We start from the raw sequence: 22,952 nt of genomic DNA on the forward strand, positions 1-22,952 counted from the left end.
CGTAAAAAATCAAATCTGGGTACTTAGCCTAATATGAGTACCAAGAAAAACCACTTACCAGAACGATAAAAACGCGGCACGAACATACCAGCACACTTTGCAGGTTATCACGCACCAGGCGAGAGTGTAGGTTAAATCCGGCGGCAGAAATGGAGTCATTTTGATTTCCTGCGAAGCAACGTATGGAGCAGCAGCGGCACGACTATCAAGGTCAGCACCGTCGCGGCAAGGGTGCCAAAAATAAGTGAGATGGCAAGCCCACTGAACATGGGGTCCTTCAGCATGATGGCGCTGCCCAGCACAATGGACAAAGCGGTCAGCAGGATGGGCCGCAACCGCAAGGTCCCTGCTTCCAGAATGGCCTGCGCCAGTGGCATGCCCTGACGCAGGTGTTCCTGTACAAAATCGATGATCAGCAGGGAATTACGCACCACAACCCCCGCCAGTGCGATGACGCCCACCATGGACGTAGCGGAAAATTGCGATTGCAGCAGCCAGTGGCCGGGAAATATTCCTGCGATACCCAGCGGCACCGCCGCGAGCGCCACGATGGGCAGGCTGAAACTCTGGTAGTACGCCACCAAACACAGAAAAATGAACACAATGGCAATCGCCAAAGCGCCCAGCATGTCCCGATAGGTGTCCAGCATCTGCCGCTGGGCGCCATCCCACAGCAATGTATAGCCGTCCAGGGGATTGGGCTCCTGAGGCATAATCGTCAGGTTGCCGGTGAGCAATTGGCTGCCATCCGGCAAAGCGAGGCCGTCCAGTTTGTTGTTCATTACCAGCACAGCATAGACCGGGGCGGTGCGCGTCATTTCGCCAGTGACATAGGTGACGCGCGCGCCGTTTTTATGGTGAATGGGCCGATCCACCACGTCAGACTCAACCTTTACCAACTCAGATAGGGGCACTTTTGCACCTGCCGGATTGCTGACGTAAGCGCGGGAAAAGTTGCTCATATCCAGTTGATGGCGCCGGGGGATCAGCAGTTGCAGCGGCACCGGATTTTTTTCCCCATGCGCTTGCACGCGCCCCATATATTCACCTTCGATAAGGCGCCGCAGTGCCATTGCCACATCTGCAGTGGTTAACCCGGACAGGGCTGCCTTTTCCCGGTCCACAACCAGACGTTTGCGGGCAACGTCTTCCGGTTCGGAATCATTCACTTCTGCCACATCCCAGGTTTCGGCAAAAACCGCTTTGACCCAGGTCGAGAGCCAGCGTAGCGTATCTGCGTCGGGGCCATAGATTTCCGCCAACAAGTTGGCCCGCACCGGCGGCCCAGGGGGATCTTCCAATACCTGCACAGTGGCACCGGGAAACGCCGTCGCCCGCGCCTGCAAACGGGGTCGCAGATCCCGTACGATGGCCATCGAGGTGAGCTCGCGGTGATCCTTGTGACGCAAGTTGACCCGCACTTCGCCTATGTAACTGCCCGCGCGTTCGGCGGTGCCACGAAACAGGCCGCTGAAATCCGCGACACCGGACTGACCGATCCAGAGCTGGTAATCGGCAACCTCCGGATAGCGACGAAGCTCTTCTGCCAGCTCACGCATCAACTGGTCAGTGGTCTCCAACGGCGTCGACTCCGGCATGTCCAGCGTGATCAGAAAACTGTTTTTGTCATTGAGAGGCATGACGGTGGTTTCCACTCCAAACCAGGCCTGCGGCCCTTCGATCCCGGACGGGCGCAGGAACTGCCAGGCCGGTTGCAGCAACGCCAGCAGGATACTCAGCACCACCAAGAACATTGCCACCACACGCCGTGCGCGCCGAGCCAGCAACCAGGACAACAGACGATGGTAAAACCCACCCAAGCCACGATGATGACCCGGTTCGTCTGAGTCGTCGTGACTCGCATGGGAAGGTAACCAGTGCCAGGCGGCCCAGGGCACCACCGTGTAGGCGATCACCAGCGACGCGGCCATGGCCACCGGCACCGCGAACGCCACCGGGTAAAAGTACTCGCCAATCATACCGCCCACTGTTAGCAGTGAACCGAACACGGCTATAACGGCCAGGGTCGCCAGGTTAGTTGGATTACCAATTTCCCGTGCCGCTTCCACCGTGGCAGCGCGCTTGTCTGCCTTACCAAGACCGGCGTATTTGCGGTGCACGTTTTCGATCACCACAATGGCATCGTCCACCAGCAAACCCAGGGACAGTATCAGGGCAAACAGCGACACCCGATTGATGGTCATGCCGGCGAGGTAGAGTGCTCCCAACGTCAGTGCCAGCACCAGCGGAACGCTGAGCCCCACGATCAACGCTTCTTTGCGGCCTAGAAATACCAGTGTCACCAGGAACACCACCAACACGGCGATACCCAGGTGGTGAATCAGTTCATTGGCGGTATCATCGGCGATCTGGCCATCATTGCGGGTTACCACCAGATCGATGTCCGCCGGCACGAATTGCTGCCGCATGGATTCCACCCGCGCCAACACATCCCGCGCGACTAACACGGCGTTGGTGCCCCGCTGTTTGGCGACCGCCAGCGTCACCGCCGGCACATCGCCATCCACATAGCGGCCAAAGCGGGCATCCGCCGGGCCGAAACCAAATCGACTCAGATTCTGGCGTTCCTGTTCTGGACCATCGACGATCTCGGCAATGTTGCCCAGGTACAGGGTTCTGCCCTGCACCTGATCCACCACGAGGGTTTCCAGCTCTTGAGCCGTTGCAAGATAGCCCTCCAGAAACACCTGCTGCCGCTCACCGGCCTGCACGACATCGCCCAATGTCACCGATACATTGGATGCGGCCAAGACTTGCCGCACCTGATCCAGGGTAATACCAAACGCCTGCATCCGATCTGGATTGAGCTCCACCCGGATCTGACGATCCCGCCCCCCTTTTACATACACCGCCGAAACATCCTGCATGGTTCGCAAGCCATCGGTGAGGCGATCGGCCACCCGTTTGAGAGCGTAGTCGTCGTATTTTTGAGAGGCCAACGTCACGGTGACAATGGGCACATCGTCCACATTCATACTACGAATGATCGGGGCACCGGCGTCTGCCGGCAGCAAGGGTCTCACCTCTGCCAGGCGATCGTGGAGTTTTACCAGCGATTCCTCCTGATCCTCTCCCACTTCAAACTGTACAGTGAACCGGGCCACTGAATTGCTCGCGGTGGAGTAGAAGTCGTCCACGCCGGAAATAAGCCGGATTGCACTTTCCACCGGACGCACCACTAACTGCTCGACTTCTTCGGAGGAGGCACCCGGCAATGTCACCTGTACCGATGCACCGGGAATGACAATTTGCGGGTTATCCTCCCGCGGAGTTTTGCTCAAGGCCAGCATCCCCAGGAGCAGGCAGGCCAGTATCATGAGTGGTGCCAGCTTGGAGGTCACGAACATATCCGCCAGCAGGGCGGCTAGGCTGAAGGGCGGTGAGGAGCGGTTTGCCATACTTACTCCCTGCCCTGCCCGTTATCCTTAGGCTGAATCCGATCCCCTTCTTTCAGGCTGGCCGCAGGGGATGCCACTACCTGTTCGTCCTGCTGCAGGCCAGCAATCACTTCCACCTGTGCTGGCCACTCACGCCCCAGCCGCAGCCAGCGAAAATGCGCCAGATCATCCTTGTCCACTACGAACACGCCTTTCAAACCACCCCGCTCCACCACGGCGCTACGCGGCAACAAAATGTTGTCCGTCTGCCCCAATTCAAACAGCGCCCGCCCAAACATGCCGGGCATCAGGTCCGCGTTTTCCGGCACGGATATCTTCACGGGATAACTGCGGGTCACCGGGTCGCCGGAGCGCACAATCCGGATCACGGCACCGGTCAACGGATGGCTCAACGCATCCAGTTGCAACTGCACCGGCATGCCGATGTCGATCAGGCCAACCCGCTGCTCCGGTATAAAGGTTTCAAAGATCAGGGCTGAATTGGATTCCAGGGTGAGAATCGGTTCTCCCGGCACCAGCATGTCTCCGGCCCGCACATTGAGAGCCACCACGCTGGCAGCAAAGGGACTGCGAATACTGGAGTAGTCGCGCTGGGCAACGGCAGTGCCCAGTTCGGCCTGCGCCTGATTGTGTGCCTCGGTAGTGGAATCCAGCCGTAGTTGCGCCTTCCGCAGGTCGCTCTCGGAAATGCTGTTCTGCTGATACAGTTTTTGAAAACGTTGCAAATCGGTCTGCGCATCTTTCTGTGCGGCCAGCGCCGCGCTTACTGCCGCCTGCGCCTGCCGAATGGCGCCTTCCACATCGGCCGCATCCATCTGCGCCAACAAAGCGCCTGCCTGCACCTTGTCACCTTCTTTTACTTTGAGCTGGCGCACATAGCCGCTCAGGCGGGACGAGATTTCGATACGCTGATCGGACACGACGGAACCGGTACTGATGAACTGACGGGGTGCTGCCTGATCCAGCGGTAACAGGTCACTTTGGTAAATGTGTGGTTCCGGAACTGCCACAGGATTGCCGGACTCCCCCTGACACCCCAGCAGCACTATCCCGCATGCCATCAACAGGCTCGTTGCTATCCCCTTCATCCCGTCACGCCCGCTTTTAACAGTTTCAGAATGTGCTGTACCAGTTGAGTTGATACTTGGGATGGGGGCTTGTAACCGGGTAGCCACTGTCGCGCCACCTGCGTTTCAAACGGGAATACCATCAGGCCCATCACCGACACTGTCAACGCATGTCGCTCCTCTTCGCCCAACGTCACGGGCAAAAGATCGGCAACGCCAAGAAAGAAGGGCTCAAACACACGCTCAGTCATCTGGCGGGCACGGGTTTCGTCTCGATCCAGCGCCACCCACTGCATCAGGCGTTGAAAACTGGGAACACGCACCAACAGCGAAACGAACGCAGATACGAATGCTTCCAGGTGAGCCCAGGGATCATCTCCAGGGGACTTCGGCCCTGGCATCAACGGCGTCACCCGCTGAGAAAAACAATCTTCCACCACCGCCAGGAACAACTGCTCTTTGTCTGGGAAGTGGTAGTACAGCGCCGCGGTGGTCAATCCCGTTGCTGTCGCCACCTGGCGCATAGACACCCCATCGAAACCTGCAGCTGCGAATAGCGGCAAGCACTGGTGCAAAATGCGCTGTCGAGTTACGTCGGCGCTTTCTTTGGCCATACCCGGCTCCCATAACAAATCTTGGCTATATACTTAACGAACGTTTAATAGATTTCAAGTGCATAATTTGAAGGCTGGCGACAAAAGGCTCGGGAGTCAGCCGATTCCAACGTAACCTACTGTTTTAATGCGAAATATATGGATACCCATTAATCGAAAAGTTGCCTAACGTTTCGTTTCAGTGGCAAGTTAATGCAACAGGACTTGTATCTTGCGTATAGAAGAATCTTTGGGCTAACACCCGGCACTGGAAATCAAATAAGAGGGGTTTCCGGGATTCCTGCGCCATTCAGCTAAGAACGATATAACTAATTGAATATAAAAATTTATTTTAGGTAATTATTGTTAAGCCACACTGACTTCAAGGTTAAATAATGATCTCATTTAGAGCAACCACTTCTTCAAATAGATCATCCACGACATTATCAAAGCGGGCATACCGGGGAGCGAAGGTCCAGCCTGCCAAATCCAGTAAGGCAAAATTAAAACGGTTCACGCCATGGGTATCCGTGGACAGAACATCCGGCTGCAGGTCCGACGTATTGTTGTGCAGCATATCGAACACGTAGTGGGATTCGTGTTCATTTAAGCCAATCACCCCGGCATTGACGGGCACGTGATGGACGTTCAGCGTCACACCAGACAAACCGGGGCCGGTCTTGATGTATTTGGTGGAAAAGCGGGTGCGAATGGTATTGCGGCGACTTTCGAATTTCTGACCGTCGAAACTGCCGTGGATCTTGTCCGGCTGAATCGCATAATGCTGAAAAATGGGTAACTGAGCGATGGCGTTGCTGATCACATCATTGGCTTCAGCCAGGGTTTCCATCCGCAACAGGTTGGCCTGAATGGAGTTCAGTTTATCTAGTTTGATATTACAGATCTCGGCCATCTTGTAGTGACCGAATCGGGTGGCATTGGCAATGATGCAGGCCACCAGGGCGGCAAAGTCGCTGTCCTCCACCTTGCCCCTTGGCCGGATATGGCGGAACTGTTGAAAAAAGCCGGTCTGGTGATTCACGTAGTTCAGCAGATCCGCGATATGCGTCTGAGACATACGGGCAAAGAAAGGATTGTTCACTTCTTCTTTTTTGTGGGTGTATTTGATGACCCAGCGGATCTGGCCATTTTTGGTTTTCAATACCACTGACTCATTGGCGCCGGTATTGAGGCGGTCAGATACCAGTGCCAGTTTATCGTGGAGCGCGTCCAGTTTTTGCTGCACCAGTAACTCCACAGATATCTGTAGCGCGGACCAGCGGGACTCCCGAATCAGCCGGTCTTTATCCAGCCATTGTTCGTCGCTGACCACCGGAATATCCTGCTCACCCAGCAGCTGATAAGCACGTTTGCGAACTTTCTGGAACGGCGTGTCACCGGCGATCTTCTCATCCACAAACAGTCTCAGCACAGGACCGGCTTGTTTCACTTTCTCCTCAATGGAAGCCAGAGCTTCAAACACTTTGTCCCGGCTCGCCGCTTTGCCCTCGGCAGCCAGTTTGCGTACCTGAAAAATAAACGCCGCCACCAGCGTATCCTGAATCTGGCTGAGACGGGATTGAAGATAGCAGACCAGATACAGTGCAACGGTCTCAAAATTCTTTGCTCGCAATTGGGTGATGCTGTAGTACTCCACCATGGAGCCGTAGTAGGCCACATTCCCTTGCGACAGATTCAACTTCTCCATCACGGAGTGGGTGTCAGCAGCGATATCCCGCACCCAATCGAACAGTTTGATCTCGCGACCGATCTCGGATTTGCTGAAATCTCTGGGCAGCTTCTTGAGACTAGCCAGTGACTGTGGTCCCGTAGCGGCCAGCAATTGGTGCAGCTTGGTGTTGAGCATAGGGGAAAGATGACGTTGCAGCAGCTTGGTGAGTCGATCGGCTTCCACGTCTGCAGCGTGGGAAATCAGTTTCTGAAACTTGTACAGTGGTGGAATCACCGCATTCAGGTGCTGCAAGTAATCGATCTATTCATCAAAAATCGCCAGCTGATCGGCCTGGCGGGCGGCAATCTGGATGGCTTCTTTCTGCAGCTTGGATTCCACCTTGTCCGTAAAAGGACTTAACCTCAACAAGTCCAGCACACGGTCATAAAGCCGCTTTTTTCGGTTGGGGGTCAGGGCAATCCTGCGAACCTTTTTACCCTGAAAATGCCGTTGCAAGATGTAGGCGATATCGACCTTACAGGTTTCCCATTCAATATCCCGGATCACATTGCTGTGGCGGGTATACCCCAACAGCAGGACAAAATAGACCTGGATGCCGGGGACGCGAAAACTGTCAAACACCTCCTGCTCCAGGTCATTAAGGTTAAAGTAATGATCCTGTTCCTCGGGTCCGAAAACAGGCACTCCATACAGCGCGTCATACTGCACGTCCGTCAGCAGTTGCCGTCGTTTGCCCTTGTTGGTCGTCGCCATCTTCCTGCTCTCCAGTTGGCCCGAAAGTTGGCGAGTTTACCAAGTGGCTGATTTATAAGGCGTTACATTGCCAGGTGTTCCTGTGTCGTTTTGTTTCTAATATTTCGCCTGTATTCGAATATTGCGAATATGTACCTAAAGGGTATAATTACCTGATGAGTACACAGCGACACGAGGTGTCCGCCATGGCGACACAACAGAACCATTTTTACGACATGCCCAGCGAACAGGAAGCCGAACTTGCAGCGGCCAGTGGACGCATTCTGGCAGCCTGCACAGGCCAAGGCGACCAGACCACGCTGCGGCTGATTGATGACAACCAGGAAATCACAGTACCGATCAAGGCCATCCATATGCTGGCGGATATTTTGAATCAGATGGCGTTGGGCAATGCAATTTCCATCATCCCGATCCATGCGGAACTGACTACCCAGCAAGCGGCGGCTTTTCTGAACATCTCCCGCCCGTATCTGATCAGTCAGGTTCTGGATACTGGCAAGCTGCCATTCCACATGGCGGGCAATCGCCGAAAAATCTATTTCAAGGATCTGATGGAATACAAAGCCCAGCAAAAGGCCGAGAGCAAAAAGACCATGGCGCGGCTGGCGCAACTGTCTCAAGAAATGGATTTAATGGAATAGATGGCAACCTTCACGGTCATTTACGATGCCAATGTGTTGTACCCGGCACCGCTGCGCAGCGTGCTCATGTTCCTGGCGCAAACTGATCTATTTCGTGCCCGTTGGACGTTGGATATTCACGAGGAATGGATTCGGAATCTACTGCTTAAGCGTCCGGATCTGAGCCAGGAGAAACTGGAAGGGCTACGGGATATGATGATCGACGCCATTCCGGATTCGCTAGTCACCGGTTACGAACCTACAATCGACGGTCTGATATTACCGGACCCAGATGATCGCCATGTGCTGGCAGCTGCTTTACGCGCCAACGCAGAGATCATCGTGACAGCCAATCTGAAAGATTTTCCGGCTGAAAGCCTGATGCCTTACAACGTTGTTGCCCAGCATCCTGATGACTTCATCCTGGATCTGATCGACTTACAACCGCCGCTGGTGCTGACCTGTTTCGAGGAAGACAGAACTCATTACCGGAATCCACTGTACACGGTCGAAGAATACCTTGAAAACCTGCAACGGCAGGGGCTCAGTAAGACCGTTGCGTACCTATCTGAATACCATCATTTGATTTAACCAAACTAAGGGTCACCAACAATATAGGGAGGTTTTTGCCACACTTTGGCCTCTAACCCTATGATATCGTTAAATATCTCTCAGTCGTTTTTCTCGCCCTGAAGCATGTCTTTCGCGCAAATCGGAATCAATATATCGATCTGTGGTAGCGATGCTGGCATGGCCAGCATCATCTCTTACATGCTCTCTCGGGCGAAACTTCACGTCCTCTGAAATGCCCGTGTGGCGTAGCCAGTGAACAGTTGCCGAACGCAGATCAGCCGCGTCTTCTTCCAGCCCATCCGCTTTCATTTTCTCATAGGCGGCATCGAAGCAATCTTGCACTAACCGGCGTATTTGACGTGTACTCGTGACCGGGCCTTTACCTTTCAGCTTCGCAACCAACGGTGTTTGTTCATTAAGGGTTGGATAGGTAGAAAGTCCAAGGTATTTACGATAATGTTTTAAGGCACGCAACATGGCATTACATACCGTAATCGTCCTGGTTTTGTTCCCTTTACCGGTTACATGTAACCACCAGTACCATCATGGTCTTTTCTGAAATCACCCATTACAGGGCTTGAACGTTCATCTGCTACCAATTCTGAAATTCTTAAGTACATCGCAAACAGGCAGTTCATCACAAATAAGGTGCGTTCATATTGTTCCGGATCTTCGTCTGCTAGCACTTCAGCGACTTCTAACACATAATCCCATTGCAAATTGCTGATGCGTCGCACCATAGATTTGGTTTGATCTTTCCCGATGAATTTGTTCTTTTGCTTAATAAGGGCCACAGGATTAGACTCAACCAAGCCCTCTTGCATTAAGTATTCATAGTTTTCATGGATGATTGCGATGGACAGAAGTCTTTCGTATCCGATAGTTTTCCTGTTTTGATATCTGATTTTGAAATGGCGACAACATATGGATGCCAATCGGAATTACTAACACGCAAGCCGTCTTTCGATTTAAAGCGAGAAACGTTTTTGGTATCAATCCACGCTTTCGGCGGGTTAAAGCAAAACCGGATAAACTCTTCGATATGCTCCCGCTTTAACATCATGACCGAGCTTTCGTTGATCCGCCAGCTCCACTGCAATAACCTTTCGATTTCACGCCGATAGCTATTGTACGTTGTTGAATTGCGTTATAGCTGAAGAGAAATTTCAAGGCGTATTCTAGATCCAGATCTGCGCCTGGTATCTGGGTTTCGAGATAACAAGATGACGAGAACCCGTTTGTTTGAACGGTTGCCCAATATGATCCAGGTTATCGATGTTGGGCTTTGGTGGCTTTCTTTTAGGGTTCATTGGGATCGTGGTAAATCGATTTCGGCCGGCGGGTGTTTTCCAGGGTGCTTGCAGGTTTCATCGATGATTGCCCTAAGACGTAACTTTAATACATCACTTTCGGTTTTATCTAAATGAAAACTCCGGTGATTCAGTTTGATATCTTCCGGAAACACGCCGGAAAGCGCGGCAATAGAATCAATAAAGGGCCTTCTGGGCATCGTCACGCCCATAGTGATTCGACTTTTCGAATGAAAATGAAAACTATCCGAATCACCTGTCATAAAAAAGAAAATTGGCTCTCGTTGATTCCACCCCGAATCCGTTTCGAAGCATGCCGATACTACCAACTGTCGCCATTCGGAGAGCTACTTCGTGGTCCCCCCGTCCAATCTGGATTAAATGAGATTCTTAGCCCGTAGATCATCACCGCGTAACCATAACCGCTCATCGCAGTCTTCAGATCCCGCCCGTGATCAGCGTACAGCACTGGCGCGAAATGCAACTGCAGTGCAGCAGACCCCGCAGCCCAGTGAGCCATGGCGGCCGCTCTCGGAGAGCCGATTGGCAACAGCGCAACCGGCCGAACCCGCACCGACCACAACATAGTCGAATTGTTCGGACGACATACTGGTTACATGCTGTCTCAACGTTTAGGGGTCAGTTTGACCATCAACTTGGAATAGCCCCGCACGAAGTTGGACTGCACACGTTCCGGCTCGCCAACAACTTCAATATTGTCGAATCGTTTCAGCAGCTCCTCCCATAAAATGCGCAATTGTAGTTCGGCCAGACGGTTGCCCATGCAGCGGTGGACGCCGTAGCCAAATGCCATATGATTTCGGGCGTCCTTACGATCAATAATAAACTGATCTGGGGCTTCAAATTTCCGCTCATCCCGATTGCCCGAGGCGTACCACATCAATACGCGATCACCCTTTTTGATGGTCTGCCCGCACAGCTCCACGTCCTGCGTGGCGACCCGGCGCATATACGCCAGCGGGGTTTGCCAACGGATGATTTCCGAAACCATGTTCGAAATCAGATCCGGATTTGCTTTCAATTTTGCGAATTCCTCGGGGAACTGGTTCAAAGCCAACACCCCGCCGCTCATGGAGTTACGCGTGGTGTCATTGCCGCCCACGATAAGCAACGCCAGATTACCAATAAACTCCAACGGACGATTAATCAAATCTTTGGTGTCTTCGTTGCTCTGCAGCATGCTGATCAAGTCGAAACCGGGTGCCTCGCCTGCCTTGCGACGTGCCTCCTTGTCGCGCCAAAGGTCGGAGAAAGCTCGAGCCATATCTGCAGCGTCATCAAAAAACACATCTTCACTGGTAAACTCGCCACCAGTTGCCGATGATGCGCCAGACATCCGATCAGACCAGTCGACTAATTTATGGCGTTCTTCATAAGGGAAATCCAGCAGTGTAGCCAGCATACGCCCTGTGAGTTCCTTTGATACTGCTGGCACCCAGTTGAAGGGTTTATCCAAGGGCAGGCTACTGAGCACCTCTCTAGTACGACTGCGAATCAGCTCTTCCATTTCCTTCAGGTTCTTTGGCGCCACAACGCCCTGAACCGCCCGACGTTGCACGTCATGCTTGGGCGGATCCATGGCGATGAACATTTCTACCGCCAGCCCCTCCGGGGGATCACCCAGGATGATTTGCGGCTCCGAGGAAAAAAGCTCATGACTCTTGTCCACGAACAGAATGTCTTCATAGCGTGTCACCGACCAAAATGGCCCGAAGGGACTGTTCTTCTGATAGTGAACCGGCGCCTCGTCACGCAGCCGGGCGAAGTAAGCACCCCATTGGCCTTGCCTATAGAGAAAAGGGTTACTGGTGTCGATGTCTTCGAGCGCCAGTGTTTTGACGTCAGGCAAAGGTTTTTCGACGAAGTTGATCTGGGGGCGCTTTGTGCCGATGATCTTCTTCTTGGTCTTCATCAGCACCTTTAGAGCCTTGATTTGCGAGTACATCGGCACCACTTTAGACGTGGTGTTGATCACTTTTTTCTGAATGTTATCAATTGTAATTATTTCTGTTGACATAGTTCGTACGCTCCGAGATTACATCTGAAATTCTGGCAAGTGAACGGTCATACCATCCATGGCCTCTTTGGCCTTGACCTGGCAACCCAAGCGTGAGGTTTTCGCCCTCTCCGGAGTCATGGATAGCATTTGTTCTTCGGCATCGGCCATCGCACCGGTCTCGTCAAACCACTCCTCCGCAACGATCATGTGGCAAGTACCGCAAGCACACTCCCCACCGCAATCCCCGTCAATACCCGGAACTGCATTATTAACGGCGATTTGCATCAATGTATCTCCTGCCTCCAATTCCACGACATGTTTGGTGTTATTATGTTCGATAAAGGTAAGCTTACCCATTAATTCTATTCCTCGGTTAATGTCTAGGCTTTAGGCTGACATTTTACCGCCACCTCAACGAGGACATTTGTTGACATGACGGGGACATTTAAAGACACTTAAACACGTTCCCTGGAAGCGCATATTACGTGGACTCAACAGGATGGTTTAGAAACTGTGGAAACTGGTATTCCGTCAAACTATTCACGACTTATTGCCCGCGAGCTAGATCTGACCTTCAACCAATTGCCCAGATTACTGCATGGCACCGGCCTCCCCATCAAGCAGTTCCTGAGTGAGGACAGCCTTCTTACGCCAGGCCAGCAGATACAGATTCTGCGCAACGCATTGGCGCTGTCCGGCCAGCCAGAATTCGGTTTACGGGTGGGCAAGCGCCTGACGCCAGCTACTCACGGTGCGATGGGGTTCGCCGCCTCCAGCAGCCCAGACTTGCTCAGTGCGCTCCAGGCGATACACACCTTCTTGCCTACGCGCGTCAGCGTTATTCAGCTGCATTTGCAGCAGATTGAAGACCACCTGGAATGCAGACTGGTTTTCCTGATGCAGCTGGACGACGATCTCCAGCGCTGCGTGGCAGAGACGATCATTATGACGCTGCTTGCGTTCGGCGAATTCATTGTGGGCCGCCCCCTGCACGAAGCTGAAATCGGCTTTGCCTACCCGCCTCCTCAGTACCAGGAGATCTATTCAAAGTGCATGTCCGGGCGGATTCGCTTTGGTTGCGATCACCTTATGCTCAGATTGCCAATGATGCTGTGCCGGGAACCCAACGCCTCTGCCAATAATGAAAACTATCGTCTAGCATTGCAGCAGTGTGAGTCCATGCTTGCGGAACTTCAGACCCAGAAGCCAAGCTACCAGACCCGACTCAAGAAGATGATGCTATCCCGACCACCCGGAACGCTTAGTGAAGAAGAGGCAGCGGCCGCCCTATTTATGAGCAAACGCACTCTGGCGCGCAAACTCAAAAAAGAAGACTGCAGTTTTCGACAGATTCGCGACGAGATTCTGTCACGACAAGCAGCCGACTATTTGAGTGGAAGTCAATTATCCGTCGAAGCTATCGCTTCTCTCTTGAATTATCACGACAACGCGAGTTTTAGGCGCGCCTTCAAGCGCTGGTTTGGTCGGTCGCCCACTCAGTACAGGCAACACGGCAATTCCTCGGACACCGCACCACGGTCAAGACACTGATGGTAGAGCACATGGGATGGCCTACGAGTTCTTGCTATATATGTTGTCTCGCGCATTCACTCATATTGTTCCTACAACCAACCAAAAATTGGTCTACACTCTAAGCAATAGAAGCATGAAGGTGTGGAAAAGTGAATTGGTTCAGACGCTTATCGATTCAAACTAGAATCTATTAGATTACTAATGTAGCCACTGCTGGCTTCATTATTTGTTTTCCATTGAATTCACTGCGTTAGCATCCGGTTCCAAACTGATGACAAGTAAACTAAATGCATCAATGAATCTGCTAGAGTTTCGCGACACCAGTCAACGTAATTTTGGCAAGTTGGTTGTCGATACAGAGTCCAGTAGCGAGCAAAATAAACGCTAACCAGACTAGTGCTACATACTGCCAAATGAGACAGCTAGGGCAGGAGAGCAAGGCCGTGGGTTTGCCGTCGTGGCATAGGAGGTTCGTTATTTTGCATCAAAAACACAATATTCTACGGAGGAAATCCACAACACAATTAACAACCTGAATACAGCTTAGAAAGATGCTGTAGATGTAATGGCATAAAGCACCGACAGGGTTCAATCTGGCGTGGCAGCACTAGCAGTCTAAGAGACATTGTCTGAATTAGAGTAAGCTATTTCTTATCAAAAAATGGAGATATATAGATGGCTAGAACGAAATTTACTATTGCGCAAGTAATCAGCAGGTTAATGTTGGCTAGTTGCTTCATGACACCGGGATTATCCTATGCTGCTGATATTATATGGAGCGGTTTTGCGTCGGTTGCTGCCGGACAAACATTGGGAAGCGATGATGCAGAGTATGTTGTTGATAACGTCACCGGCGGTGCATACGATAATACATTGCGCTTCTTGCCGGAAAGTACAATGGCCATACAGGCTTTCGCCCAAGTAAACGAATCGGTTTCAGCAACGGTACAAGCGGTAGCAAAAGGGTCAAATGAGAAAAGCTTTGATACTTCGTTTGAATGGGCATATGCCACGCTTGCTGTAACTGACAATACAAAGATCAACTTTGGACGATTCCGCGCACCACTGTTCTATTATTCCGACTTTTTAGATACATCCTATGCCTACTATTGGTTAAGAGCCCCGACAGACATGTACGTTGCACCATATTCAACAACGACGGGTGTTTCTCTGAACGATTTTCGCTATCTAGGTGACTTTGAATTATCCACACAGATTTGGACGGGGGAGGAGCAAATCGAGTTCCTGGGATCACCCGGTGAGCTGACTGACATGATAGGTATTAACTTTATGCTAGCTTACGATTGGATAAAGTTACGTGCTGTGTATAACACGATGGATTCAGCAATTGAAGGATTGGGCGTAGATACTAAATTAATTTATTCGGCATATGCCGTGATCGCAGACTATGAAAATTTCAAGTTTAGAAGTGAATACGGAAATCTTGAGGATAATGACACCGGCTTAGAGGATAAATTTGGGTATGCTTCGGTGGGATACACTATGGGCAATTTTACACCCCATTATACCTATTCTGAGCAAGATAGAGCCGCTTTCTTTCTCGCAGAAACGGAAACTCACACAATAGGGATACGCTGGGACTATTTGCCCGGTACAGCGTTTAAATTGGAGTACTCAGAATCTACAACTGAAGCAACTCCATGTGATCCTATGAGCGGGATGTGCCTTCCTCCGCAAGAAACCAAAATTGAAGTAGTCGCCGCAGCAATTGACTTAGTATTTTAGAGAGGGGATTAATATGATTAGATTCAATATAACGGCTACTTTAGTAGCTTGTATTATATCATTTCTTTCTTCCCATTCCTTTGCCGATGTAGTCGTGATTGTAAACCCAAGTAATTCTGTATCAGAGCTCAATGATAAGTGGCTTGGTGCCATATTCTTAGGGAAGAAAACGAAATTTCCGGACGGTAGCTCGGCTGTACCTATTGAACAGCAACCGGGTACGTCAGCCCGGGATAAATTTAATGAGAAAATTCTTGAAAAGAATGAAGGACAGTTGAGAGCATATTGGTCTCAGCGGATTTTTACGGGTAAAGGTCAACCACCCAAAACTGTCAACGGGAGCGCTGACGTAAAGAAGCTGGTATCGGAGAATCCAGTATTCATTGGGTATATTGATGCATCAGAAATTGATGATACGGTAAAAGTTATCCGAAAGCTTGAATAGAAATTTCCATTCAAACTTTTATAGCTCACCTTTGGAATATGAATTTAAGGTATACCTACAGAAGCGGTCCTAGATTCCCATCTTCAGCTATAAGTTACTGTAATATTTGAATAATAGTTGTTTTTTGAAAAAGCCGATAATGAGGAATATCGGATATATCATACGTCTCTAAAACCGGACTAATCGCGCTGTGCGATACGCATCTAATCGGCAATCCGTTCAAAACGTAATAACGCATACTCTCTTAGTCGATCGATAAAGCGTTGGTCAAACACGGTGGCAGGCGTCCAAAATCCACCTTTGCGTCCAACCTTGATATTGTCTTCAACATGATCCACTGCGAGACTGATCGCCGCCTGTCCCAGCATTTTGCTCGTGGTCCCATAACCAGGGTCCCGATCTCCGGTTACTTTAATTTTAATTACTTCTCCCGTTTCCGATTGCCCCCAGAAACGTAAATCGAAGCGCCCTTCTTTCCGCTCTTTGCGGCTCGGGCCTTCACCCGATTTTGGTAACCAAACTCGTTTCATCAACCCCCGCAGCGGCTTTATCGCCGCGCTAACAAATAGCCCGCCTATACCGGCAACAACCGCGATGGCCCTTACTCGACCGTTTATGCCCTGCCCCGTCAACATGGCTTCATTATACGAAAAGCCTTTCCCATAGCCGTTGTCCGACAGAGCATTGCTGCGGTGAACCACACTTTCATTAATCGACGCCATTACAAAAGGAGCGATCCAGCTATTAAAATCCTCGTCAAACTCAGCGTTTTTAACTCTATGTTGGCGAACAGTGAACCCGTGGTTTTTCGGGCACAGTGAATAAGGATCGTTTAGCTCGCGTTGTATATTTTCATCTTTCGACGCCCTTTTAAACACGTCGATTAAGCTCGCCACTGTGCCACCCGACATCCCGCCTTTAAGAGATTTAACCCGCATTTTAATATGGGCGACTGGCACGCCTGATTTCTGAAGGGCTTGTTGTTGTAAATAGTAGACCCCCATATCCGACGGAATAGAATCGAAGCCACAACAATTAACAATCCTGGATCCGGATTTTTGCGCCTCGGCTTGATATTTTTCCAGCATCTGCTTGATCCAATGTGTCTCACCACTCAAATCGCAATAATCTGTGCCACTTTCAACACAACTCTTTATGACTGTTTCACCATGCAATGCGTAAGGGCCCACCGTAGATATCACGACGCGAGTCTGCTTACACAACGTGGTTAATTCGGCTTCATTGCTTGCATCAGCGACTAGAATGGGTAGAGTCCTGCCCTCTTCCCCCAGGCTTTCCCTCAAATTTTTTAGCTTTTCCAAAGACCTGCCGGCTATAGCCCAATGCAGGGATTCCCGGTTATTCGAAAAGTACTGTACCAGGTAGCTCGTGAGAATTTGACCGACAAAACTGGTCGCTCCAAACACTACGATATCAAACGTTTTGTTCTCCATACTCGGTGCCTATCCATAGATTAATACGAAAAGTGAATTTGCATACTATCTTCGCTCTGCGAAATCTGAGCCAATCTGAGTTCATCGTAGAGCGATCTGGATTCATTATCGAAATCTGAAAATTCAACGCTGCCATCTCTACTCAAGGCAGAACCGAAAACCGAACAGAATAGGCCGATGCGATTCGTATAACCCTTACTTTCTGCGATCGTCAAACTGCGATCAAAATAGAAACAATTTGCGCCTCACTCTTTATAGTTTTTTCAAATTTTTGAAAATATTTCAGATAGTAGGACGTGGTCTCAGGTAAATACGTAATCAATATAGTGCCATTAGCAGCGCCATAGAATTGGCCCCAAAATTGCGACTAAATAAACGAGAACAACAAACTGGAAGTAAATCTAAACAATCGGAGGTTTGATATGAGTAAGTCTACAAGAAAGGAACTTTGGGAAGCTTTGGATGATAGTCCCTTCATCATGATTGGCCTCAACGCGAACGACGAACATAGCGAGCCAATGACCGTGCAACTGGATAAAAACGCAGATAGCGAATTCTGGATTTTCACGACCAAGACCAACCGGATAGCGCAAGGCGGGCCCGCGATGGCTCAGTTCTCTAGCAAAAATCATAAAGTATTCGCCTGTATATCAGGCACTTTGAAAACGGAAGATAACCCACAAATAGTCGATAAGTTCTGGTCAAATCCCGTCGACTCCTGGTATGAACTTGGCCGCGATGACCCGAGCCTTTGCGTAATGCGTTTTGAATTAAAGGATGCCGAGGTTTGGACCGTCCATCCCGGTATTAAGGGCATGTTTAAATTGTTCACAAATAACGACGTGCAGCCCGAAGAAATGGGTAAGCATGAGAAAATCGCCTTGTAAATTTCCATATGCCCATTGAATAGAAAAAGGCACCCTAGCGAAATTATCCTGGAGCCGCAACAGCAAAGACAGACTTTACTGATGCGGCTACTCATTTAGTTTCCATTTATTAGGGTAGGTGACCTCCCCCAGTAACCCCCATCACTTCTGCAGTAACGTAACTCGATTCCTGAGAAGCAAGATAGACGTACATAGGTGCGAGTTCCGCTGGCTGCCCGGGACGACCCATAGGAACACCCTGACCAAAATTTTCTATCTTTTCAGGGCGCTGTCCCCCACTTTGCTGCAATGGTGTCCAAATAGGGCCGGGGGCGACAGCGTTTACCCGTATTCCCTCGTTAATTAGCATTTTTGCGAGGCTTTTGGTAAAACCGGTAATCGCGCTTTTGCTGGACGCGTAATCAAGCAAACCGGCGGAGGGCTGGTAGGATTGGATAGACGTCGTATTAATGATACTCGACCCTTTTGGCATGTGAGGCACAGCAGCCTTAGTAATCCAAAACATTGAAAATACGTTGGTAGCGTAGGTTTTTTGAAATTGCTCTGAGGTTAAATCAGCCAATTTTTCTACGTAGTATTGTTGAGCTGCATTGTTAACGAGGATATCGATAGATCCAAGTCTATCTACAGCAAAATGGACCAGCTCTTTGCAAAATTCTTCATTAGAAATATCGCCAACAATTGAGCATACCTTCACTCCGCTATCTGCTAAATATTGCTCGGTTTCTTTGCCGTCGGTTTCCTCACTCTCCAGATAAGTCAAAACCAAATCCGCTCCCTCTCGGGCAAAGGCAATTGCCACTGCCCTTCCAATTCCAGAGTCTCCGCCTGTAATTAAGGCTTTACGTCCAGTTAACCTGCCCGACCCTTTATACGATCTCTCTCCGTGATCCGCTTTAGGTTGTAACAGCGTATCAAGCCCTGGATCGGGTTGTGATGAATCGTATTTTGTCTCAGATAAATCATACTGAGATCGGGGGTCCTGCATAAAGTGTTGATTTTTTCTGTCCATGATTACGTCCTGTAAATTGTATCAATTAATATCGTAAATAGTTTCATTGTTACCGTGGAATCACGATAACAGCTGACCGCTTTCAATCTCCATACCAATTCGCACGCGTGATGAATAAATTAATTCCTTGGGAGAGAAGAATCCTTAAGTTTCAGAAAGCAAAAAAGCATCGGATCAGGAGTCCGGAATTTGTTGGCACATTACTTGTATCGCCATAGCTATCACCGAGCGCCACATGACGAACCGACATGGTTCGCTTTTACCAGCAACGCAAACAAGAAAACCAAAGAAGGATAATGGGTTATGGAACTACTATCTTTTAAGACGCCAGAAATAGCGCACTTCGCTTATCTACTTTCAGATGGCCATAATGCCGCTCTGATTGACCCGAGACGCGACACGCAAGAATACCTAAAAGCAGCAAGAGAGCGGGGAGTGCAAATCCGATACATATTTGAGACCCACCGCCAGGAAGATTTCGTCATGGGTTCTACCTTTCTAGCTCAACAAACAGGAGCACAAATTGTTAATGGCACCCATGAGCTCTTCGGCCACGGGGATCTCCGTCTAGAAGATGGCGAGCACGTCACACTGGGTTCTTTAAAACTACGTGCATTGCATACGCCGGGGCACACTCCAGAAAGCATGTGTTATGCAATATACGAATCTGAAGGTAATAAGCCCGCCTGGGGAGTTTTCACAGGCGACACCTTATTTTTCGGAACAACAGGACGAACAGATCTAACCGACCGAAATAAATCCGTTGAAAATGCAGCCATTCTTTATGATTCAGTTCATTCTAAATTATCGGGGTTGGGGGATACGGCTTTAATACTCCCGGCCCACGGTCCAGGTTCCGTCTGCGGTAGTGGGATGGCTTCGCGCCCTTCTTCAACCCTTGGTGTTGAAAAAAAAGAAAACGATGTGTTCACACTAAGCCGGCAAGAGTTCGCCAACAAAAAAGGAAGTGAACAATTGTCCCGACCTCCCTTCTTTCGGCATATGGAAAAAGTGAATCTGGAAGGTGGAATAGCACCGGTAAACAGCACAGGTACAATTCAAATAGTCGATGTTGATACTATTCGAGAAAAAAATAAGGAAACACTTGTCTACGATACGAGAGAACCGGAAGCTTACGCGGGTGGCCACGTTAGCGATAGTTATAGTATATGGCTAGGCGGGTTACCCGTTTTCGGTGGGTGGGTGGCGGATAAAAATTCTGAGATTTATTTGATTACCGACCGCGAGAGCGATATCGATACCGCCGTCACTTATCTTTCCCGAATCGGGATCGACAATGTGAAAGGTGCATTGGCCGGCGGATTCGGAAATTGGCGAAAATCTGGAGCGCCAATATCGACTAGCGGCACTATCTCAGCACAGGAACTAAAGGATGATCCGCTATCATTCCAGATTCTGGATGTCCGCGAGAAAGACGAATTCATCAAGGGGCATATTCCCGGATCTGAAAATATTTTCGTCGGCCATTTACTCCATAAACTGGATGAGCTTGATTTTGATAAAAGTCGTCCAGTGATAGTGACCTGTGGCGTGGGACACAGGGCTGGGCTTGGCGTCAGTATTCTTCGCCGCGGAGGTTATAAAGATGTCCGCAACCTGTTGGGTGGAATGTCTGCATGGAATCAGTTGAATTTAGCCACGATTCAGTAACTAAAAACGCATTATAGAAGTGAATAAACGTGAACGACATAACTATGGAAGACACGTCAGCGCGCCCGATTGATGGACCGCTGAATAGCCTCAATAAACAGTTCCATGATCAGTTACTCATTGTGACTGGCAGTACACGTCAGCGACTGGACAACGGGAGCATACCGGTCGTTGTCCGTCTCGACAGCCGGATTGTTCTTGCCAAAGGTAGGAGCCGTTCGGTCTTTACTATTAATGACACTTACTACCATCAATTAAAGGCTCTAGCCCACATTCCGCTTTTTTTATTTCTAAGCGCGCTAAATGGAAACACAAGCGAGCGTGAAAAAAATCAAGTAATGACTGCCCTGTCTGACATTCGAACGGATGAAAATTTCACCGCTGCGGACCTTTCCCCCATTCAGGACGCAGTGCAAACTTTAGTCAACTCTTCCGAATGGCCGTTAATGGAGTACGTAGCTGTCAGGAAATTTAACCGCACGTTACAGCCCGCGTTTCAATCTCTCATCGCATTAGCTGCGAAAGACGAAGCGGAACAAACCCTGAAGGCACTACACGATATCGACAATAAATTGAATGACCCGTACTTGTCTCAACAATGTTTCTATGTCGTTTGTGCTGGTCACCAGCCTAGATATAAATTGCTGGGTAAACAGATGTTTGAGCGTTGGATTTTTGAAAAGACAAAGTCTCATGAAGAAGTCGAAAGACGTGTGCTATACGGGGAATCACTGGAGTCTGTTGACGCAGCGCGGGAGTTGGTCGTGACTCGATTGGTAAACGAGCTTATCGGGGAGGCATTCCTGAATAGCCCTTTAAGTATGAATCAAGACGTTCTTGGGCAAGCAGGTGAGTTAGCGGTGGAAGCCGTTTTTCGTGAATGAATATTAAAAATAGTCGGCACACTACACGCATCCTGTTCCAGCATAACCTCAACATAGTTGACAAACAAAGGTATAAAACGATGGCAGCGAAAACAGTCAGTTCCATAATCGAAATGAGCAGAACACTTCATAAAGATTTACTGAAAAAAATCCAAAATAAAGAAAGCGCGGTAAACGACACCCGGTTAAGTGCTGCACTTGAGTACTTGGAAACCCTTGAATCCAAGACCACAGAAATGATTGAAGAGGTTCCGAAGTCAAACAGGAAGAACATCATGGATACTTATATACGATACTACCCTGTCGATGAAGAGGATGAAGCCCAAGCCACATTAGAAAATGTGAACGCCAGTGATATCGATTCCTTAATGTTCGCGATGGTAAAAGTCCGTCAGAAACTGGTTAACATTTATGACTTTTGCACTACCGACGCCCAGATTCCAGAGGTAAAAAAACTAATGGAAAACATACGTGACTTTGAAGTTTCCAAACTCCATGAGATAAGCCGCCAATTGAACGAGTTTGAAATGCAAAGATAACCCGGGATATTCCCGAAAGGAGGATAGTAAAATGCCGTATCAAAACAAAACCGACCTTCCTGACCAAGTAAAGCAGCATCTCCCCTCACATGCCCAGGAAATTTACAAGGAAGCGTTTAATAATGCCTGGGAGCAATACGCCGACAAGAAAGACCGCAAGGGTGATGATTCCCGAGAAGCCACCAGCCATAAGGTAGCTTGGTCTGCGGTGGAGAAAAGCTATCGCAAGAATTCATCGGGTAATTGGGTTAAAAATTAATTCATTCGGCAAACTGGCCCACGATCTGCTGAATCTGGGCAGCAGAAAGTGCCCCTGCCTGATCAAATTTCAATTTACCACCCACAAATAATTTGAAATTGGGGATACTGCGAACACCAAAGCGGGCAGCCAGTTGTTGCTCGGATTCTGTGTTGACCTTTAACAAAATCGCCTTGCCTGCCAGGTTGGCGGCAGCCTTAGCGAATTCGGGCGCAACCATCTTGCATGGACCACACCACTCAGCCCAAAAATCCACTAAAACCGGTACAGCTGCATTATTAATTATGTCATCAAAATTGACAGCGTCCACGCTTACAGGACTAGCCTGGGGTGGTAACGGTTGCTTGCAGCTTCCACACTTGCCGGTGGCAGCAATATACCGAGCCGGAATACGGTTCTTTGATCTACAGTGGGTACAGGTTCTGATCACGCGTAGCCTCGTTGTTGTCTGTGTACTAAGCTCATGATATTGGG

General features: G+C 49.7%; 22 protein-coding genes and 1 pseudogene. 10 read left to right on the top strand and 13 right to left on the bottom strand.

The annotated features are described in order from the left end of the window. Window positions 1-155 precede the first annotated feature (155 nt). The 5 genes from FT643_RS19630 to FT643_RS19650 form a co-directional block, all read right to left on the bottom strand. Window positions 156-3,419: an efflux RND transporter permease subunit gene (locus FT643_RS19630; RefSeq protein WP_156873115.1), complete on the bottom strand. Its 3,264-nt coding sequence runs from the start codon at window positions 3,417-3,419 to the stop codon at window positions 156-158. Between the two features lie 2 nt (window positions 3,420-3,421). Further along, window positions 3,422-4,480 carry an efflux RND transporter periplasmic adaptor subunit gene (locus tag FT643_RS19635; RefSeq protein ID WP_156873165.1) on the bottom strand — a complete coding sequence of 353 codons (1,059 nt, stop codon included), beginning with the start codon at window positions 4,478-4,480 and terminating at the stop codon, window positions 3,422-3,424. Between the two features lie 23 nt (window positions 4,481-4,503). Further along, on the bottom strand, window positions 4,504-5,100 hold the full coding sequence (locus FT643_RS19640; protein WP_156873116.1) for a TetR/AcrR family transcriptional regulator: 597 nt from the start codon (window positions 5,098-5,100) through the stop codon (window positions 4,504-4,506). A 367-nt stretch (window positions 5,101-5,467) separates the two neighbouring features. Next, window positions 5,468-7,063 carry a Tn3 family transposase gene (locus FT643_RS19645; protein WP_156873117.1) on the bottom strand — a complete coding sequence of 532 codons (1,596 nt, stop codon included), beginning with the start codon at window positions 7,061-7,063 and terminating at the stop codon, window positions 5,468-5,470. A 9-nt stretch (window positions 7,064-7,072) separates the two neighbouring features. Continuing rightward, a complete protein-coding gene (locus FT643_RS19650) occupies window positions 7,073-7,525 on the bottom strand; it encodes a DUF4158 domain-containing protein (RefSeq protein WP_156873118.1) in 453 nt (150 codons plus the stop codon). A 155-nt stretch (window positions 7,526-7,680) separates the two neighbouring features. Here FT643_RS19650 and FT643_RS19655 point away from each other — a divergent pair, with 155 nt between their 5' ends. Beyond that, window positions 7,681-8,166, top strand: coding sequence for an excisionase family DNA-binding protein (locus FT643_RS19655; RefSeq protein ID WP_198043727.1), 486 nt, complete (start codon window positions 7,681-7,683; stop codon window positions 8,164-8,166). Then, a complete protein-coding gene (locus FT643_RS19660; protein WP_156873119.1) occupies window positions 8,167-8,736 on the top strand; it encodes a PIN domain-containing protein in 570 nt (189 codons plus the stop codon). It abuts the gene before it with no gap. Window positions 8,737-8,805: 69 nt separating this feature from the next. Here FT643_RS19660 and FT643_RS23560 read toward each other — a convergent pair whose 3' ends face one another. The 4 genes from FT643_RS23560 to FT643_RS19675 form a co-directional block, all read right to left on the bottom strand. Continuing rightward, entirely contained in the window at window positions 8,806-9,195 is a 390-nt protein-coding gene (locus tag FT643_RS23560) for a site-specific integrase (protein ID WP_232340357.1), read from the bottom strand. 44 nt (window positions 9,196-9,239) lie between these two features. Continuing rightward, entirely contained in the window at window positions 9,240-9,542 is a 303-nt protein-coding gene (locus tag FT643_RS23565; protein ID WP_232340358.1) for a hypothetical protein, read from the bottom strand. 1,111 nt (window positions 9,543-10,653) lie between these two features. Next, window positions 10,654-12,066 carry a cytochrome P450 gene (locus FT643_RS19670; RefSeq protein ID WP_156873120.1) on the bottom strand — a complete coding sequence of 471 codons (1,413 nt, stop codon included), beginning with the start codon at window positions 12,064-12,066 and terminating at the stop codon, window positions 10,654-10,656. Between the two features lie 18 nt (window positions 12,067-12,084). Then, complete coding sequence (locus tag FT643_RS19675; protein ID WP_156873121.1) at window positions 12,085-12,405, bottom strand: 2Fe-2S iron-sulfur cluster-binding protein; 321 nt, start codon at window positions 12,403-12,405, stop codon at window positions 12,085-12,087. A gap of 156 nt (window positions 12,406-12,561) precedes the next feature. Between FT643_RS19675 and FT643_RS19680 the strand changes: the two genes are divergently transcribed. From FT643_RS19680 to FT643_RS19690, 3 genes are all read left to right on the top strand, one after another. After that, window positions 12,562-13,599 carry an AraC family transcriptional regulator gene (locus tag FT643_RS19680; protein ID WP_317622084.1) on the top strand — a complete coding sequence of 346 codons (1,038 nt, stop codon included), beginning with the start codon at window positions 12,562-12,564 and terminating at the stop codon, window positions 13,597-13,599. A 657-nt stretch (window positions 13,600-14,256) separates the two neighbouring features. Continuing rightward, window positions 14,257-15,327: a hypothetical protein gene (locus FT643_RS19685; RefSeq protein ID WP_156873123.1), complete on the top strand. Its 1,071-nt coding sequence runs from the start codon at window positions 14,257-14,259 to the stop codon at window positions 15,325-15,327. Window positions 15,328-15,340: 13 nt separating this feature from the next. After that, entirely contained in the window at window positions 15,341-15,772 is a 432-nt protein-coding gene (locus FT643_RS19690) for a type 2 periplasmic-binding domain-containing protein (protein ID WP_156873124.1), read from the top strand. A gap of 203 nt (window positions 15,773-15,975) precedes the next feature. Here FT643_RS19690 and FT643_RS19695 read toward each other — a convergent pair whose 3' ends face one another. Next, a complete protein-coding gene (locus FT643_RS19695; protein ID WP_156873125.1) occupies window positions 15,976-17,226 on the bottom strand; it encodes a saccharopine dehydrogenase family protein in 1,251 nt (416 codons plus the stop codon). 422 nt (window positions 17,227-17,648) lie between these two features. Between FT643_RS19695 and FT643_RS19700 the strand changes: the two genes are divergently transcribed. Further along, on the top strand, window positions 17,649-18,113 hold the full coding sequence (locus FT643_RS19700; protein ID WP_156873126.1) for a pyridoxamine 5'-phosphate oxidase family protein: 465 nt from the start codon (window positions 17,649-17,651) through the stop codon (window positions 18,111-18,113). Window positions 18,114-18,222: 109 nt separating this feature from the next. On the opposite strand, the gene FT643_RS19705 is transcribed toward FT643_RS19700, so the two are convergent. Next, a complete protein-coding gene (locus tag FT643_RS19705) occupies window positions 18,223-19,125 on the bottom strand; it encodes an SDR family oxidoreductase (protein ID WP_156873127.1) in 903 nt (300 codons plus the stop codon). A gap of 303 nt (window positions 19,126-19,428) precedes the next feature. On the opposite strand from FT643_RS19705, the gene FT643_RS19710 reads away from it, so the two are divergent. From FT643_RS19710 to FT643_RS19725, 4 genes are all read left to right on the top strand, one after another. Further along, window positions 19,429-20,796, top strand: coding sequence for an MBL fold metallo-hydrolase (locus FT643_RS19710; RefSeq protein ID WP_156873128.1), 1,368 nt, complete (start codon window positions 19,429-19,431; stop codon window positions 20,794-20,796). A gap of 44 nt (window positions 20,797-20,840) precedes the next feature. After that, the gene (locus FT643_RS19715) at window positions 20,841-21,680 is read left to right on the top strand and encodes a hypothetical protein (RefSeq protein WP_156873129.1); all 840 of its coding nucleotides are present in this window, start codon (window positions 20,841-20,843) and stop codon (window positions 21,678-21,680) included. An 80-nt stretch (window positions 21,681-21,760) separates the two neighbouring features. Next, complete coding sequence (locus FT643_RS19720) at window positions 21,761-22,219, top strand: hypothetical protein (protein WP_156873130.1); 459 nt, start codon at window positions 21,761-21,763, stop codon at window positions 22,217-22,219. 31 nt (window positions 22,220-22,250) lie between these two features. Further along, window positions 22,251-22,478: a ChaB family protein gene (locus FT643_RS19725; RefSeq protein ID WP_156873131.1), complete on the top strand. Its 228-nt coding sequence runs from the start codon at window positions 22,251-22,253 to the stop codon at window positions 22,476-22,478. A 1-nt stretch (window position 22,479) separates the two neighbouring features. Here FT643_RS19725 and trxA read toward each other — a convergent pair whose 3' ends face one another. Next, window positions 22,480-22,788 (bottom strand): thioredoxin, encoded by a 309-nt coding sequence (trxA, locus tag FT643_RS23570; RefSeq protein WP_317622085.1) that lies wholly within the window; start codon window positions 22,786-22,788, stop codon window positions 22,480-22,482. A 45-nt stretch (window positions 22,789-22,833) separates the two neighbouring features. Then, window positions 22,834-22,908: pseudogene (locus FT643_RS24110) on the bottom strand (hypothetical protein); the annotation flags it as partial. Between the last annotated feature and the right edge of the window lie 44 nt (window positions 22,909-22,952).

Source organism: Ketobacter sp. MCCC 1A13808 (assembly GCF_009746715.1).
In the GTDB taxonomy this organism is placed as follows: Bacteria; Pseudomonadota; Gammaproteobacteria; order Pseudomonadales; family Ketobacteraceae; genus Ketobacter.